The 16,129-nt window shown below is 60.3% G+C and carries 11 protein-coding genes; 6 read left to right on the forward strand and 5 right to left on the reverse strand.

The genetic code is table 11. From position 1 onward, the window contains the following. Positions 1 to 151: 151 nt before the first annotated feature. Positions 152 to 1,351, forward strand: coding sequence for an aminotransferase class I/II-fold pyridoxal phosphate-dependent enzyme (locus KF841_09110; protein MBX3395514.1), 1,200 nt, complete (start codon positions 152 to 154; stop codon positions 1,349 to 1,351). 563 nt (positions 1,352 to 1,914) lie between these two features. Beyond that, positions 1,915 to 4,248 (forward strand): glycosyltransferase family 39 protein, encoded by a 2,334-nt coding sequence (locus KF841_09115; protein MBX3395515.1) that lies wholly within the window; start codon positions 1,915 to 1,917, stop codon positions 4,246 to 4,248. Positions 4,249 to 4,683: 435 nt separating this feature from the next. Here KF841_09115 and KF841_09120 read toward each other — a convergent pair whose 3' ends face one another. From KF841_09120 to paaN, 4 genes are all read right to left on the reverse strand, one after another. Continuing rightward, entirely contained in the window at positions 4,684 to 6,159 is a 1,476-nt protein-coding gene (locus KF841_09120; GenBank protein MBX3395516.1) for a HAMP domain-containing protein, read from the reverse strand. 72 nt (positions 6,160 to 6,231) lie between these two features. After that, positions 6,232 to 6,915: a response regulator transcription factor gene (locus KF841_09125; GenBank protein MBX3395517.1), complete on the reverse strand. Its 684-nt coding sequence runs from the start codon at positions 6,913 to 6,915 to the stop codon at positions 6,232 to 6,234. 78 nt (positions 6,916 to 6,993) lie between these two features. Next, positions 6,994 to 7,776 (reverse strand): isoprenylcysteine carboxylmethyltransferase family protein, encoded by a 783-nt coding sequence (locus KF841_09130; protein MBX3395518.1) that lies wholly within the window; start codon positions 7,774 to 7,776, stop codon positions 6,994 to 6,996. Then, positions 7,773 to 9,440, reverse strand: coding sequence for a phenylacetic acid degradation protein PaaN (gene paaN / locus KF841_09135; protein ID MBX3395519.1), 1,668 nt, complete (start codon positions 9,438 to 9,440; stop codon positions 7,773 to 7,775). The genes KF841_09130 and paaN overlap by 4 nt, the downstream gene beginning before the upstream one ends. 200 nt (positions 9,441 to 9,640) lie before the next feature. On the opposite strand from paaN, the gene thrC reads away from it, so the two are divergent. Continuing rightward, positions 9,641 to 10,846: a threonine synthase gene (thrC, locus tag KF841_09140; protein MBX3395520.1), complete on the forward strand. Its 1,206-nt coding sequence runs from the start codon at positions 9,641 to 9,643 to the stop codon at positions 10,844 to 10,846. 26 nt (positions 10,847 to 10,872) lie between these two features. On the opposite strand, the gene KF841_09145 is transcribed toward thrC, so the two are convergent. Beyond that, complete coding sequence (locus tag KF841_09145; protein MBX3395521.1) at positions 10,873 to 12,249, reverse strand: RluA family pseudouridine synthase; 1,377 nt, start codon at positions 12,247 to 12,249, stop codon at positions 10,873 to 10,875. Between KF841_09145 and der the strand changes: the two genes are divergently transcribed. The 3 genes from der to KF841_09160 all read left to right on the forward strand — a co-directional run bounded on the left by der (position 12,227) and on the right by KF841_09160 (position 15,829). Then, a complete protein-coding gene (gene der / locus KF841_09150; GenBank protein ID MBX3395522.1) occupies positions 12,227 to 13,576 on the forward strand; it encodes a ribosome biogenesis GTPase Der in 1,350 nt (449 codons plus the stop codon). The two genes, KF841_09145 and der, sit on opposite strands and share 23 nt — an antisense overlap. 54 nt (positions 13,577 to 13,630) lie before the next feature. Then, the gene (locus KF841_09155; GenBank protein ID MBX3395523.1) at positions 13,631 to 14,218 is read left to right on the forward strand and encodes a hypothetical protein; all 588 of its coding nucleotides are present in this window, start codon (positions 13,631 to 13,633) and stop codon (positions 14,216 to 14,218) included. A gap of 267 nt (positions 14,219 to 14,485) precedes the next feature. Next, positions 14,486 to 15,829 carry a serine/threonine protein kinase gene (locus KF841_09160; protein MBX3395524.1) on the forward strand — a complete coding sequence of 448 codons (1,344 nt, stop codon included), beginning with the start codon at positions 14,486 to 14,488 and terminating at the stop codon, positions 15,827 to 15,829. The last annotated feature ends 300 nt before the right edge of the window (positions 15,830 to 16,129 follow it).

Genomic DNA, 16,129 nt, shown 5'->3' on the forward strand with positions numbered 1-16,129 from the left:
CGATTCGCGGCGCCATGTCGCCGCTGAAAAACGCCGGGGGCGCGGGTGAGGTCGGTCAAGCGCCCGAGACCGCCTCGCCCGTGGTCCTCGAGCGTTCCTCGCATCTCAGACGGACCGAACCCCAGCCCGTTAATTCGGTTATACTGCCTGAATGGCGGAGACAAACCGAATTCGGCGATTCATTTCTGACAAGGCCGCCCGTTTCGAGGAATCGGTCATCCGGCGAATGACGCAGGTCTGCCTCTCTCACGGCGGGGTCAACCTCGCTCAGGGATTTCCGGATTTTCCGGCCCCGGCCGAGCTTCAGGATGCTGCATGCCAGGCCATTCGTGACGGATACAACCAATATGCCCGAACCTGGGGCGCGCCGGCAATGGTGGATGCGCTCGCTGAAAAAGTGCGGTGGTTTCAGGGGATGGATATTGACCCCGCACGCCAGACAACCATCTGTTGCGGCACCACCGAAGCGATGATCGCGGCGCTGCTGGCAACCATCAATCCCGGGGACGAAGTCGTGGTAACCTCGCCGTTTTATGAGAACTACGGCGCGGATACGATTCTCTGTGGGGCCACTCCGCGCTATGTCACACTTCATCCGACGCCTGACGGGAGCTTTCGCTTTGACCTTGACGAACTTCGCGACGCCTTCAACCCGCGTACGCGCGGCATCATCGTGAATACGCCGAACAACCCCACTGGCAAGGTCTATTCACGCGACGATCTTGCTTTTATCGCGGAACTTTGCATCAAACACGATGTTCTCGCATTTACGGATGAGATTTACGAACACATCCTGTATGACGGCCGCGAGCACATCGCCCTCGCCACGCTGCCGGGCATGGCGGATCGAACCATTACAATCGGCGGGTTGTCCAAGACTTACAGCGTCACGGGGTGGCGGGTCGCGTGGGCGATCGCTTCTGCCGAGATCACGGCGGCGATCCGCAAAGTACATGATTTCCTGACTGTCGGCGCGCCGCACCCGATGCAGATCGCCGGTGCGGCGGCGCTGCGAATGCCCCGCGGTTTCTACGATCGACTTGCCGAGGAGTACGGCCGCCGTCGGACCCTGATGTGGGAAGCACTCCGTGATGCCGGATTTGAGGGGTTTTATCCGGAGGGTGCTTATTACATGATGGTGAACATTGATCGATTCAAACGCGCCGGCGAGGACGATACCGACTTCGCCCTGCGGCTAGTCAAGGAGGCCGGCGTGGCCACCGTACCGGGCAGCAGCTTTTACAATCCGCCCAGCCTCGGACACCACCTCATCCGATTCTGCTTCTGCAAGAAGGATGAAACCCTCCGGGACGCCGGTCATCGGCTCAGGAAGTGGTCGTCGGCCCAATGATCTGACAATCGCTGCATCGCCAAGACGAACAGGCCGGGTGAATTCAGCCTGAACGGCAGAAGGCGCCTGGTGACGAATCCGAACTCCCTGATGCTCGATTCGCTGCCGATCATGCACCAATCATGCCTGATCAATCGATGATCTCCCGTCGTTTCAGGATGCGCCCGATGCCGGTCGGCACCGTTGATTGATCGAAATCGGCCGGGATGAAAAAAATTCCCGACCCCGCCGAACCGAATCGCGTCTCATTGCGTAACAAGCTCATACGAGACATAAGCTTGGTCCGTGCAAAAGGCCCCTCTCTGCCGCGAGGGGCCTTCTGCTTTTTTGCGCCGTTCGTTCGTCCGGGACGCTGAGCAAGCCTTCAAAAATGAGAGGCATCCAATGGAGGTTCCCGATTTGCGGGATTTTTAACTTGGCTTGCGTCGCATCCGCGAGGCGGGCACACTGGCCAAGCAGCCGGGTGATTCACCGCGCACTGCGGCGGCCCGTGCGCTCGCCGGAGCCGCCTTAATGTGCCGAGCAACTCCGGATCTGGTGGTCTTGCAGGGGAAATCCGATTCATGAACACGGTTGTCAGCCAAGATCGGTCGCCCCAGTTCGGCACGGACACCGCGGGAGACGGCAACGCTGAACGGACTGAATCGGCCGAATCCTACTTCAATTCGGTGGTGATCGAACCTCAAATAAGGCGACGCCGCATCCGCTTCCTGGCGTTGTCGGCCAGCTTTTTGATTGCGGTGCTGCTCGATCTGTTCCTTTTTACGGGTTACTACGCCTCGGACGATAAAGAGTATTTCTTCGGCGCGGCCCGAGTCGTGGACTCCGGCTCCCTTGCGAAATGGCCGCTGATCGGTCATACGCGACTGACCGTGCTGGCGTGGAATGCGGTGGTCGGCTGGCTGACGAATTTCGACGTCAGCATGATGGCTGCGTCATACGTTCTTGTGCATGCTTTCCTGGTTTACCTGATTTTTCGGCTGGCGAGCCGCGTGGCGGGTGAGTCAGCGGGCCTGCTGGCGGCGTACACATCGGCGGTCTTTCCGCTCTTTTCGGTATTCAGCACCGGGCTTTATCCGGATTTGTTCATCGCCTGCGGGTTTTTGCTGGCCATGCTGGCGTTTCTTCGGGTCTATGAACTGCGTGATCAGGGGCGCCGGCTGGCGGCGGCGGGGCTCATGTTTGTGGCGGGCGTTGCTGTCGGCGTCGCCTACATGGCGAAGGAATCCGGATTGGTGGCGCTTCCGTTCTATTTTGCGGCGTGGTTCATCACGGAATGGAAAGACTGGTCTCGGTCGCGGAAAGACCATTCCGCGCGGGGCCGGCGCGACCCGATGGCCGGAGGAGTTGTCGAGCGGACGAACGGCCGTGCGGGCTGTCCTTTGTTCATCCGCCTGGCAACCGGGCTTTGCTTTGCGCTGGGATTCTTCGCAATTTTCGGATTCGAGTACAAGTCGCTCCAGGCCTTGTCGGGGAATTCGGAGTTCTTCCGACTCGGTTGGACGGAGAAGGAGGAGGATCTGGATTCGATCGGGAATTTCCATCTCGACGGCGGCTACCATCCGTGGCGTCGATTGAATGCGTCTTTCGATCGGTTGAGTCTTGAGTACTGGCCCACGCTGCTGAAATACTGTTTTGTCACCGGGCTGATCGTCTACCCCTTCACGCCGCGGCGAAGCTGGCCGGTGTTCTTTTTCGGGCTCTGGATTTACGCATTCCTGACATGGGGCACCTACAGCTTCAAGCACTACTATCCTCCGAGGATTCAAGCGCGATACTACATTCCGGCATTTCCGTTTCTGATTGTGGTGTTTTCCGCGTCCGCGACGTGGCTGCTGGAGCATTTTCTCTCCTTTTTTACGGTGGATAATCGGCGGCGATGGGCTGTGAGGGTGGTTGTTGCTGCCATTGTTGTGTCACCTATCTTGTATCTTCGCGGGCCGAATTCGATCGCCGGCCGGCTCTATCGCGCTGACCTCGTGGCGAATCTGCAACGGGCGACCGGCGATGCTCTCGCGGCCGGATCGCGCCTGATTGTCGTCGAGAATCGGCTTGCCAACCGCGTGAGCCCGATCTGGTATGCGGGTCCGCCTGCACAGCCTTATGCACGACGGCCGGCGGCGATGATCTCGGCAGGGGAACTGGCGGGCGCCGCCGAATCAAAGATGACTGACGGCCCATTCTCCTATATCAGCGTGCCACCGGCCGGTCAGGAAGTGGGGATCTCCACCGCATCCAGAAACGTGATGGACCCGTTGGCGGCTGGGATTGCGAATCAATGGGTGGTCGTGCAGGCGGCCCGGCCACGGACCGGATCGGCCGCGGGTCTGCCGGACGGGACGGTGATTTTCAGTTCGATCGAGCCTGGCGCGGTGGGGGTTCCCCGACGGGGGGCATATGACTGGAACATCGACGATGAGCACGTTTACCGCAAGACTTTCCGTTCGAGAACCCGGCAGTTGCTGGCCTGGATGAGGGGAGTGAATGAGATTCCGCCGAAGCAGTCAGTCAGCACGGGGCCTCTGTGCCTATATCGTGTCACCCCCGTGCGTACAACTCTGGCTGTGGAGTCCGAGGCCGGCCTGGATTCAACCGGAGCCGCCGTGGAACTGGCCCCGGGCCGACGATTCCGTCTTCGATTGGCTGCGAACGCGCCGATGGGCTGCCGCGTCCGACTCCGCCTGCGATTCATGGCCGCGTCCGGCGAGTCCGGTTCACCGGTCCGCGATGTGGCCATTGAACTCGCGGATGGCGTGAATGACATCTATTTCCAAACGTCATCGGAGCGCCGATTTCTGTCCATGTCAATCGACTCGTCGGGCGACGGATTCTGTGGTGTCAGGCAGGCGACATTGACGACCTACCAAGTGGCCGACTGGTCGGGGACCGTAGAGTAGGCCGATTTTCGATTGAATCGCGATTCGTCCCGAATTCGCCGACAATTCAATGCCAACCGGGAACCGTTACCGGCACGAAGTGGAACGTCGGATCCTCCGCCCGGCCGTATCGATGATTTCCACCGCAGCGATACCGCCTGGGTTCAGGGCCCGGGGGCGCCTGGCAGGCCGCCAGGAAACTCAGGCTGACAGTTCGTTTCCACATTCTTTTCGCTTTTCCAACCGTCATCCGGCATCTTATTGAGAACTCGCCCGCTGCTTGATTAATCGAAGCGGATGACCCCGCGGAACAAGGTTCTCCAAATGAAACGTATGAAATTAATCACGGCCGTCCGTCGCGCGTCCACTCATGATGCGACTCTCCTTGAAGGAATGCGGGGATTGTGGGCGCTCTAAACCAAGATTCATTAAGAACAAGGAGGGTTCTTCCGCGGCCTAGGATGGGCTTCGTTTCTTTGAGAGTGGAAGTCGGATTGTGAATTCGCATCCGCCTTCGGGGCGGTTTCCGGCCACCGCGGACCCGCCGTGCAATTGTGCGATGCCTCTCACGATGGTCAGCCCGAGGCCGACCCCCTTGAAGGCCCCGTCCTTCTCAGGCACACGAAAAAAGCGGTCAAAAATGCGGTCGATATACTCGGGCGGGATACCCGGTCCGCAGTCTCGCACCGCGACGAGCGCCGCGCCCGGCTCCAGTTTCACCACGATGTCAATCGCCGCGCCCCTCGGTGTGTAGCGGATTGCATTGCGAATGAGATTCGCGAACATCAGCCGGAGCAGGTCGCCGTCGCCAATGATCGTTGATTCCGGATCGTCGCCGACCGGCAGCGCCAGATGCGGCACGATCCGCACTTCGTGGGTGCGCGCCTGAGGCTGACATTGTTCCACGGCCTCGATGATCACCTCATTGAGCGACACTTCATCGGCCGTCGACATGGGAAGACCTGCCTCAGCGCGAGCGAGCGTCAGGACGCTGTCAACCATTTGGGCAAGCGAGCGGACTTCTTCCTGAACGCTGCCGACAAAACGCTCGTACTCTTCCACCGACCTCGCTTTCTGGATGATGACCTGCGATTCGCCCAGCAACACCGAAAGCGGTGTCTTCAACTCGTGTGATGCATGGGCAATGAAGCGCTCCTGCGCCATAAATGCGTCATGAAGGCGATCAAGCATCTTGTTGATGGTCTCGACCATGACGGCCACTTCATCGCGGCCCGGGGGCTGCTCAAAGCGCTGTGAGAGATCCTGCACACTGAGGCTTTCCGCAATTTGCCGCACCTTGTGCAGCGGCCGGAGCGAACGGCCCGCCAGAAACCATGATGCCACGGCGGCGACAAAGAGACCGCTTGGCACCAGGGCAAGAAACAATCGCCGCAGATCCGCGACCGCTTCATTCACGGAACGGCGATTGACGGCGACTTGAAGAAAGAACGGCGTCCTCTGCGATTCCCGGTAGATCGTGAGCAGCCGGACCTCACCGGGGTTGCCGATCAACGCAGCGGCATCCGCGTCGCGCAGCGTCACGAATACCGGCGAACCCGCCAATCGGGCAGCGGCCATGTCATCATTCCAGGGAAGTTGAACACGGCCGAGATTCGGCGAGCGATATTCGATCTTCCCGTTATCGCGGCGTAGTTGAAAATAGTAACCCGGAAATCGGAACGGATTGATCAGTTCAAGCGGATTCTCAGCCGGAATACCGGAAGTCGATTCGGACGAAACCTCCTCGCTCCGCTTTTCGATTTTGTCCACCATGGCCTCGGCGGCAGTCTGTAAACGACTGTCAAAGTCGCGTCGCAGATTGCCCTGGGAGATGTTCAGGATGATGGCCGTCAGCGTTGTGAGAATTGCGCTGAATACCAGCAGGTACAGTCCGGCGAGCTTGAATCGAAGTGTCTGGACGTGGCGCCACACGATGCAATAACTCCGGCGGCGTTGGGCCGCTCCGGGGTGTGACCGCCGCCTAGTGCGGCCGCGGCGAGGTGATCATTCCTCAGATTCTTCGAGACTCAGCTTGTAACCGGTGCCGACAACCGTCTGGATCAGCTTTCGAGTGAAGCCCTTGTCGATTTTTCGTCGCAGCATGCTGACATAAACATCGATCACGTTGCTGTCGCTATCGAAGTTCATGTCCCAGACGTGCTCGCCGATGTTGGTGCGAGTGAGGACTCGTTCGGGGTGCCGCATGAAATACTCAAGCAGGGCGAATTCCTTGGACGTCAGCTTGATCTTTTGTCCGGCGCGTGTGACCGATCTCTTCAGCAGATCAAGTTCGAGGTCATCGAATTTAAGCGCGCTGGACTCCTGTGCCTGTCCGCGACGGAGCATGGCTCGAATTCGCGCGATCAATTCGTCGAACTCGAAGGGCTTCGTGAGGTAGTCATCCGCTCCGGCGTCGAGCCCCTGGACTTTGTCGCCCGTTGTCGAGAGCGCTGTGAGCATCAGCACGGGCACTTTCACGCCGCGCCGCCGAATGTTGCGACAGGCCGAGACGCCGTCCTGTTCCGGAAGCATCACATCAAGAACGATCAGGTCGTATGGTTCGGTACAGGCCATCTCCTCGCCGTCAGTGCCCGATGCGGCAACGTCCACTGCATAGCCATGTTCCACGAGCCCTTGGCGAATGAATCGGGCCATCTTCTGATTGTCTTCGACCAGCAGGATGCGCATGAATCGCTATTGTCGCAAAAGGGGTATGGGCCGCAAGGACAGTGCAAAGGCCGGCACCGCTCGGCAATCCGGCATCGATCAGAAAAACCAGAAGGTTCGTTTCTTCCACGCGCGGTAAGGCTCGCCGAAGGCCTCTTCGAGCACTTCATCCTCGACCTTGCTTCGGTAGAGCTGCATCGCAACGAAGGCGGCATAGAATGCCCACCAGACGACATGCCGGTTGGCAAGAAACAGCCAAACGCCGCCTTGCGCGATGATCTGCCCCAGATAAACCGGGTGGCGTACGAGACGGTACGGTCCCGAGATCTTCAGCTCGCGCGGTTCGGCGACAATGCTCAGCGACCGGCACAGCACTGCATAGGCCCACACGTCCAGCGCATTCCCGACAATAATACAGATAACGCCGCCCAGGAAGCGACCGGCGGTCCAATCGCCGTAGTCAAACAGAAACGCCTCGTACCGCCCGGCCGCATCGGAGGCAAATCGAGCGATCGTCGTCTGAACTGCAAACGGGGCGAACGGCCAGAAGGCCGCGATGAGCGGGATGATGATCTGCCGGGGTTCGGACGCGCGGGTCTTCGGTGTTGTTCGAATGAGAAAAGAGACCGCGATCAGTGTGAACGTCACGAGAACGAGCAGCCGTCCCCACGGAGCATAAAGCATGCGCCCGTCGGGCGAGGTGTAGTGAGGTCCGAATTTCTGCAGGGCGCCGGTCAGGCCGTCGGGCGTTTCCGTCAGTAATCGGTAGAACGCCGCGAATTCCGAACCGAGCAGGAGAATGAACAAACCCGCGCCCAGCGCGCGAAAGACCCAGTCGGGAGTCGCCATCCAGGCGCGATGGACAATGCTCCGCTCGCTCACGCGGGGACTCGCGATTGCACGATTCGAAAGCGATTGGCGACAAATGCGCCGTCACAGAGCGTGGCGTTGCCGGACGGATTGCAGCCGCTGACATGAAAATCACTGAATGCTGCGGCCTGGTTCACCCAGATTTGCCCCGTGAGGTTGCAGGAAACGGGCACGCCGGCCTCGGTCATCATATTGTCCGCATCGGCGAGCACGGCTGCGTCCGTCGAGTAGATCGCGCAGGTAATTGCGCCCTTCTCGCGGGCACTCTCCGCCGCAAGCTTGATGCTCTGCTGTGTTGAGTCCGTCGCGATCAGATAAACAATGGGTCCGAACATCTCGCGGAAGTAGAGGTCCTTGCGGCCCGCGTCGGTCTTCATGATCACCGGCGTTCGGACCCGCGCTTCGGGAAACGCCTCGTTGACCACCGGCGCGCTCTTGCGGAGTACCTCCGCCCCTTCGGCCGAAGCCTGGTCAATGCGCTTCAAAGTCGCTTCGTTCTGGATCGCGCCGAGAACCTCGGCTGCCCGCTTTGGATCACCCAGGAACCAATCGACCGCGCCGACCAGTGCCTTCGCCACGTCATCAAAACTCCGCGTCTCGGCCCCAACCTTGATTCCGTTCTTGGGGATGAAGATGTTCTGCGGCGTCGTGCACATTTGTCCGCTGTAGAGACTGAGCGAGAATGCGATATTCCCGGTGACGGACTTCAGATCGGAAACGCTGTCCAGGATGATTGAGTTCACGCCGGCCTTCTCGGTGTAAACCACGGCCTGTGTCGCGTTCTTCTCGATCCACTCGCCGAATGACGAACTGCCCGTGTAATCGACAATCCGGATCTCCGGGCGAATCACGAGTTCCTTCGCGATGGGCGAGGCAATCGAGTCGGCCGCAAGTGTGATCAGATTCGGGTCGAAGCCGTTTTCCTTCAGAACGGATCGCGCGATATCGACCGAAATGGCCAGCGGCAGGATTGCGCCGGGGTGCGGCTTAACGACGACGGCGTTGCCGGTCGCAAGGCTCGCGAAGATGCCTGGATAGCCGTTCCACGTCGGAAAGGTTGAACACCCGATCACCACGCCGACGCCGCGCGGCATGATGCGATAACTCTTCTTCAGCGTAACGAACTCCTCCTTGCCGACCTGTTTTCTCCACGTTGTTTGGCCGGGCGTGCGGCTCATCTCGTCGTACGCATACACGACGGCTTCGAGGCCGCGATCCTGTGCGTGTGGTCCGCCCGCCTGAAACGCCATCATGAAGCCTTGTCCGGTTGTGTGCATCACGGCATTGGCGAACTCAAAGCTGCGCCGATTGATTCGTGCAAGTATCTCGAGGCACACACCGACACGGGCTTCGATGCCTGCGTCTCGCCATTTCGGCATGGCCGATTGCGCGGCGGGCAGGAGCACATCCAGATCCGCTTTCGGGTAGGTGATGCCCAGCTTGAATCCGAACGGCGACACCTCGTCACCGACTCGGCCGTTTGTGCCAGGCTGATCGATTTCAAACGGCTTGTTGAGGCGTGCCTGAAACGCCGTCAGCCCGTCATCTTTGGCGGTTTCGCCGTAAACCTTCCCGCTCGGCACTTCCGGATAAGCGCTCCAGTAGCCTCGCTCTCGGACGGCTTTTCGGGCGTTTTCGAGTGTGCCGTGATGCTTTTCAAATAAGGGATGGGACACGGATGGCTCCTTCCTGGGTGGCTGAACTCGGTCAGGGGTGTTTGTCGCTTTCAACGTCGGCAATATGATAGCGGCATCTGCTCAAACGGCGAACCCCGCTGAACATGGACGCGTCGTGCGGCAACCTGTTCCGGGCGGGAAAGCTTTCATGGCGGAATTCCGCGAAACGAGCGGCAAGTCCGCAGTCAGTGCGGGTGATCATGCGTTTTGTAGAGTCGTTCAAATGCATCAAGTGCGGCGAGCTTGCGCCATCGCCGAAATCCGCCGGCACCTGTCCGGTTTGTGTGGATCCTTTTTCGATTCTTGATATTCAGTTCGATCTTTCGCGAGTAGCCAAGAGCATGACCCGCGAATCGCTGGCAAACCGCCCCCCGAACCACTGGCGGTATCACGAGTTGCTGCCGATCGAACTCGACGACGAGGCATTCTCCTGGCCCGTCGGTTGGACGCCGATCGTCGAGGCGCCACGGCTTGCTGCATGGGCCGGGGTGTCGCGGCTGCGACTGAAGGATGACGGTCGGAACCCGACGAGCAGCTTCAAAGATCGCGCGTCGAGCGTCGGCGTCCTGCTCGCCAAACAGCAAAACGCCCAACGCATCGCATGCGCATCGACCGGCAACGCCGCAAGCAGTTGTGCCGGCTACGCGGCGATGGCGGGGATTGCATCCACCATCTTCGTGCCGCAGCGCGCGCCCGAACCGAAGGTCGCACAACTCATGATCTACGGAGCGGACGTCCGCCGCGTTCGAGGCACCTACGCACAGGCCTATGAGCTATGCTCGCGTGAGTGCATCGCCCATGGCTGGTACAACCGCAACTGCGCAATCAATCCGTACCTGGTCGAGGGAAAGAAAACCTGCGGCCTCGAAATTGCCGAACAAACGGCCGGGCGCGAGCCGGACTGGGTCGTGGTAAGCGTTGGTGACGGGTGCACCATTGCTGGCATCGCGAAAGGCCTGATCGAAATGCACAAGCTCGGGTACATTTCACGCGTGCCACGTGTGCTGGGAGTCCAGGCCGCCGGAATGGATCCGATCGTTCGGGCTTTCGAGGGCGATGGCAAGCTACCGGAGGATGTGCGCGGGCAGACGATCGCCGACAGCATCGACGTGCCGGTGCCGCGCAACTGGCGCAAGGCGCTGAAGTATGTTCGGGAAACCGGCGGCTCATTCATTCGAGCTTCTGATGATGAAATTACGGATGCAATGAAAGCGACGGGGCGATTGGCCGGAATGTTTGCCGAACCGGCGGCTGCCGCGGCGGTCGCGGGTGTGAAAGCCGCCGTGTCGAGCGGCGTCATCGCTCCGCACGAGGACGCGCTCGCGGTGATTACGGGCAACGGGTTGAAGGACATTCGCACGGCCATCGCCATCGTCGGACAGCCAACCGACGTGGACCCCGAATAAATCGCCGATGCCCCTTGCGAACGGCTTTACCGCTTGCGCGTTTTGAAGTTCGGCTGGGATGGCCGGGCATACTGCCGCAAGGCCTCCAGCAGTTCCCGCATGTCCGATGCGAGCGGCGCCACCACCTCCAGCGGCTTGTTGGTGATCGGATGGGTCACCTTCAGACGATGGGCGTGGAGTAGCTGCCGCTTCCACCGCAATTCATCGGAGTCCGTCGGCCTCCCCGTCGCATGCCGGAGTGAAATATTCCGTCCGCCGTAAAACGGATCGCCGACGATCGGATGCCTGATATGAGACATGTGGATGCGTAGCTGGTGAGTCCGTCCCGTCTTTGGATAGAGCTCGACAAGGCTGAATCCTGCAAAACGCTCAAGCACGCGATAGCGCGTGACGGCCTCCTTGAATAGCTTTTTCTCGAACTTGCCGCCCATCCGCTCGGCGAAACCCGTGGCGATATACCGATCATGAACGGTCGGATGCTGGCCGATCGGCACGTCAATCACATCTTCGTCGAACTCGGGCGCGCCGTGGACAATCGCGACGTACACCTTCTCCGTTTCACGTCGTTCAAACTGAAGAGAGAGTCGCCAGTGCGCTTCATCGGTCTTCGCGACGATCATGATCCCGGTCGTGTTCTTATCAAGTCGATGCACGATACCCGGCCGAAATGGATCATCCGTCTTCGCCAGACTGCTTGAGTAGTACGCCAGTGCGTTTGCGACCGTGCCGCGCTGCTCGCGCCGCGCCGGGTGAACGATCATGCCGGCCGGCTTGTTGATCGCGATGATAAATTCATCCTCGAACACAATATCGAGAGGGATGTTCTCCGGCGTCACCTCATAGGGTTCCGGCGCCGGAAATGCCATATCGATGACATCACCCGCTTCCATTTCATAGCTGTTCTTCGTGGGCTTCCCGTTGACGGTGATTTCGCCGCGTTTGATCTGACGCTGGATCATTGACCGCGAGATATGCCGAAACCGGCCGTGAAGATATTTGTCCAGCCGCCGCCCGGGAAGTTTCCGCGCAATCACGATCCGGGCCCGCCGAGGGTCCGTCGTCATCGCCGGGCGGAATCGTTCAACCACATCGTCGTCATCGAGCCCCGCTTCGGCGGCAGCGCTCGCTTCGAGCGGGCCGGCGTCCGCGAAGGGATCGTCCACGGCGGCGTCGATGTCGCCGCGTGTCGCCGACGCATCGGAGGGCCCATCGTCGCCACTGCTCACGATGTCGTCATCTTCCCATGCCTCCGCGTCGGAGCCGCGTTCCATTGGACCGGGTTCTTTTGCCATGCGCTGATACAAACCTTTCGCAATCCAATCAGTATCGTCGGTCTGACTCAGCGTGCCAAGTTCGTCCCGGCGCGATAGAATCTCCGCCATGTCACTGCCAATGGTCGCCATCGTCGGTCGCCCCAACGTCGGGAAGAGTTCGCTTCTCAATCTGCTCGCCCGCGAGCGAATCAGCATCGTCGATCCGACCGCGGGCGTTACGAGGGACCGTGTGGCCGCCATTATCGAGCACGAGGAGCGATACTTCGAACTCGTCGATACCGGCGGCTACGGCATCGAAGATCACGACAATCTGACCGATCATGTGGAAGGGCAGATCCAGCTCGCAATCGCCGGCGCTTCGCTCGTGCTGTTTGTCGTCGATGTCATGGACGAAATCACGCCACTCGACAGCGAGGTGGCCCAGATGCTGCGTCACGTCAAACGACCGGTCCAGCTCGTCGTCAACAAGGTGGACGCGCCCCTGCACGAATCGCAGGCGGGCCGGTTCATCGCGCTGGGTTTCGGCGAACCGGTGTGTGTCTCGGCGCTGCATGGGCACAATCGGCGAGGGCTCCTTGATCGAATCCTGGAGAGACTTGGTGACCAGTCCGCGACCGAGCGGCCGAACCCGGTCATGCGCGTCGCGCTCGTCGGGCGGCGAAATGTCGGCAAAAGTTCATTCATCAATGCGCTGGCCGGAGTCGAGCGGGTCATTGTCAGCGAAGTGCCGGGAACCACGCGCGATTCGGTCGATGTCCGGTTTGAATTCGACGGCCAGGAGTTCATCGCAATTGACACCGCGGGAGTGAAGAAGAAGAGCAAGCACAAGACAGACATCGAGTTTTATGGATATACCCGCGCGACCGCATCAATCCGGCGGGCCGATGTCATTCTTTTCGTTGTCGATTCCACCGTCCCGATCACGGATGTGGACAAGAAGTTGGCGGACATGATTGTGCAGGAATTCAAGCCCTGCGTGGTCGTTGTGAACAAGTGGGACCTCGCCAAAGGGCGCGCGTCGGCAGAGGATTACGCAGGCTACATCGAGAAGACCCTTCCACACATGGCCCATGCGCCGCTGGCGTTTACAACGGCGACCGAAGCCAGAAACACCAAAGCCGCGATCGAACTCGCTCGCAGCCTGTTCAAGCAGGCCTCCACGCGTGTGACCACCGGGCAACTCAATCGTGCAGTCGAGGAAGTGCTGATGGCGTCCCAGCCGCAGTCCGACAAGCATGGTGCGCAGCCGCGAATCTATTACGCCACCCAGGTATCTGTCTGTCCGCCGACCCTCGTGTTGTTCGTGAACAACCCCGCACTCATGCGCGATCAGTATCGCCGGTTTGTCGAACGGCGAATCCGCGAAGCTTTACCCTTCGAGGAGATACCGGTACGATTGATCTGGAGAGCGAGGCAGTCCCACGAGACCGCCGGTCGCGGATCGCATCACGAGTGATTCGGTCATCCGGTCGTCGATTCGGGCGGCACTCCTCCATCGACGGAGTCTTCCGTGGCAATTGAATTTCACTGCGAACATTGCAACCACCTGATCCGGGCGACGGAGTCGGAAGCGGGACGAATGGGCGTGTGCCCTCACTGCAAAGGCCGGAACTATGTCCCGCGAGCGGAGGCCGAACTGGGCGAGATTCCACTCGCCCCCCTGGACGAAACTGAGGAGTTGCGGCGGCAAAGGTCCGCGCAGGAGGACGCCGCACTGCAAATGAAGCTCCTAAAGGAACGCGCCCGGGATCGCGATATGGCCGGCAAGCCTGCCTTCAAGCGACCGGATGGATTGCCGACCGAGTCCGCCGCTTCAACCCCATCGGGAGGTCGAGCATCCACCAGCGACAGCGGCGTGTACTCAACCGGCTCATCCAAAAAGCACCTTGCCGGACTGATCGTGTCATATGTCGAATCAATGTGTTCGGCAAACCTCGAAAAAGCCGAAAAACTCGCCAGCCAGCTGGGGGCCGAGCGAAGGTTGGCCGCAATCCTCATCGACGAGATGTTGACGGAAGACCTCACCGGGTATGGAATGCCCGCCTTACCTCGTCCGGTGCTGCTCGGATTTCTCAAGCAGCTGCGCGGTCGACTGTAAGCCCCGGCCTTGCACAGGGACGTGCCGACCCACCTGACACGTTCGGCTATCGGACGACGAGTGAATTACGGTTAATCCGGCACGCGTGATCCGGAATTCGCGATTGACGCGATTCCGGCACGTCCGATTCCACTTGAACGGTGCGAAGCGCCGGGCCCGAATGAGCGGGACTATGATCGAAAGGGGAGATCGTCCGAGGACGCTGAGCCCCGCGATCAAGGCCTGGCCTCTTTCGGCCGACGAACGATCCGGATCCGACAGCATACGATGGACGCCGAGACCCAGACTGAACAACAGAAGCAGCCCGAGCGGCGAGTGGCGGTGATGTGTCCGCATTGCCGGCGCGGATACAAGATCGCGCCGAAGCTCCTCGGCAAGCGCCTCGTCTGCAAGGATTGTCGCCGCGAATGGCGCGCGGAGCGGGCCACCATGGAGGACCTTCGCGCTGCGCCGAACGCGCGCTCGGGTTCGGATCAACTCTCCGATATCGATCGATCCCCGTTCATCACCGATACCCGGCCGCACCGCGGCAGCTCTGATCTGCCGCCCACCGCCGGCGGCACAGTCGCAATCGACATGAGTTGGGCCGGCAAACGAATCGGTCGGTATCGGGCGCGTTCGCTGCTCGGCTACGGTGGAATGGGGGTCGTCTGGCGCGCCCACGATGACACGCTCCGGAGGGACGTGGCCCTGAAAATACTCTCCCGGCAGCGCGACGAGGCAAAGGGCGGCGGATTGAATCTGGACCTCTTCATGCAAGAGGCCCGCGCCGTCGCCAAGTTGCAGCATCCGTCGGTGGTGTCGATCTATGAGGTCTCAGAGCACGACGGGTATGTATTTCTCTCGCTCGAGTTGATGGAAGGCGGCACCCTCAAGGAGTTCGTCGACCGCGAGGGAATCATCGAACCCCGAAAGTTGTTCGGCTGGCTGGTCGGACCGGCCAAAGCGCTGGCGCTGGCCCATCGTCGCGGCGTGATACACCGCGACATCAAGCCCGGCAATCTCATGTTCGACGATCACGGTAATCTGAAGCTGATGGACTTCGGATTGGCGGACGTCGTAAACGAAGCGGTCAGCGAGCGACTTCGCGGCAAGGCGGTCGGCTCACTGGGATGGGTGGCACCGGAAACGGCCAAGGGGCAAGCGACCACCGCCCAAAGTGATATCTATAGTTTCGGCCTGGTCATGCTTTTCGCGATGACCGGTCGGCCGCTGATCCACGGCAAGTCGAAGAGCGAAGTCATCTCGCTGCATCAGAATCCGCCCGACCCGAAGCTCGAGGAAATCAAGGGGCTCACTGCGCGCGGACGCCAACTGTTGCGCAAGTGCCTGGCAATGGATCCGGCGCAGCGATTTCAGAACGCGGACGAGCTTGCGGCGGCGCTGCAGGCCTGCGCCGTTGAAGACCCGTTGCATCGGGTTAAGGCCGCGAAGAAAGGTGTGTCGATCGCCGTTCTGGCCGCCATCATCGGCGGTTTCATCGGTGTCGGCCTGACGATGTACTATCTGCTCGACCTGCTCAATCAGGAGCAGCAGTTCCGCACGCCGGGCGTGGGGCCTGCGGTTCGCCAGGTCCTGCCGGCCACACCAGCTCCCTCGAAGCCGGCTTGAAAATCCACCGAAGAGCGGTCCGATTTCAAAAAATCCCCCGATTGCGGTGAACCGGCCGTCGGCCGGGACGCTCGGACCGGCCGGTCGTCAAGGCTTGTCAAAACGGATCAAATCTTGTCGAAGCCTGAGCATTCCTCCCTGCCGGGGTCAAAACAGCCGCCGTCACACCCCGAACAACTTGTCTCGAACGCGCAAATCTTGCCGGATTCGCGAGTATTGGCGGGCGCTGCATTCGTCCGATAAATGCTTAAATGGCCGTTGTTTGCTTCGGGATCGACCTGTTCTCGTTTTGCGCTCGCC

It is taken from the genome of Phycisphaerae bacterium (assembly GCA_019636475.1).
Classification (GTDB): Bacteria; Planctomycetota; Phycisphaerae; order UBA1845; family UTPLA1; genus JADJRI01.

Excerpts from the sequence above, each read along its gene's own strand:
- KF841_09160 (MBX3395524.1), top strand. The coding sequence starts at position 14,486 with ATGGACGCCGAGACCCAGACTGAACAACAGAAGCAGCCCGAGCGGCGA.
- KF841_09145 (MBX3395521.1), bottom strand. The coding sequence starts at position 12,249 with ATGGCGACCATTGGCAGTGACATGGCGGAGATTCTATCGCGCCGGGAC.
- thrC (MBX3395520.1), top strand. The coding sequence starts at position 9,641 with ATGCGTTTTGTAGAGTCGTTCAAATGCATCAAGTGCGGCGAGCTTGCG.
- KF841_09125 (MBX3395517.1), bottom strand. The coding sequence starts at position 6,915 with ATGCGCATCCTGCTGGTCGAAGACAATCAGAAGATGGCCCGATTCATT.
- KF841_09110 (MBX3395514.1), top strand. The coding sequence starts at position 152 with ATGGCGGAGACAAACCGAATTCGGCGATTCATTTCTGACAAGGCCGCC.
- KF841_09115 (MBX3395515.1), top strand. The coding sequence starts at position 1,915 with ATGAACACGGTTGTCAGCCAAGATCGGTCGCCCCAGTTCGGCACGGAC.
- der (MBX3395522.1), top strand. The coding sequence starts at position 12,227 with ATGTCACTGCCAATGGTCGCCATCGTCGGTCGCCCCAACGTCGGGAAG.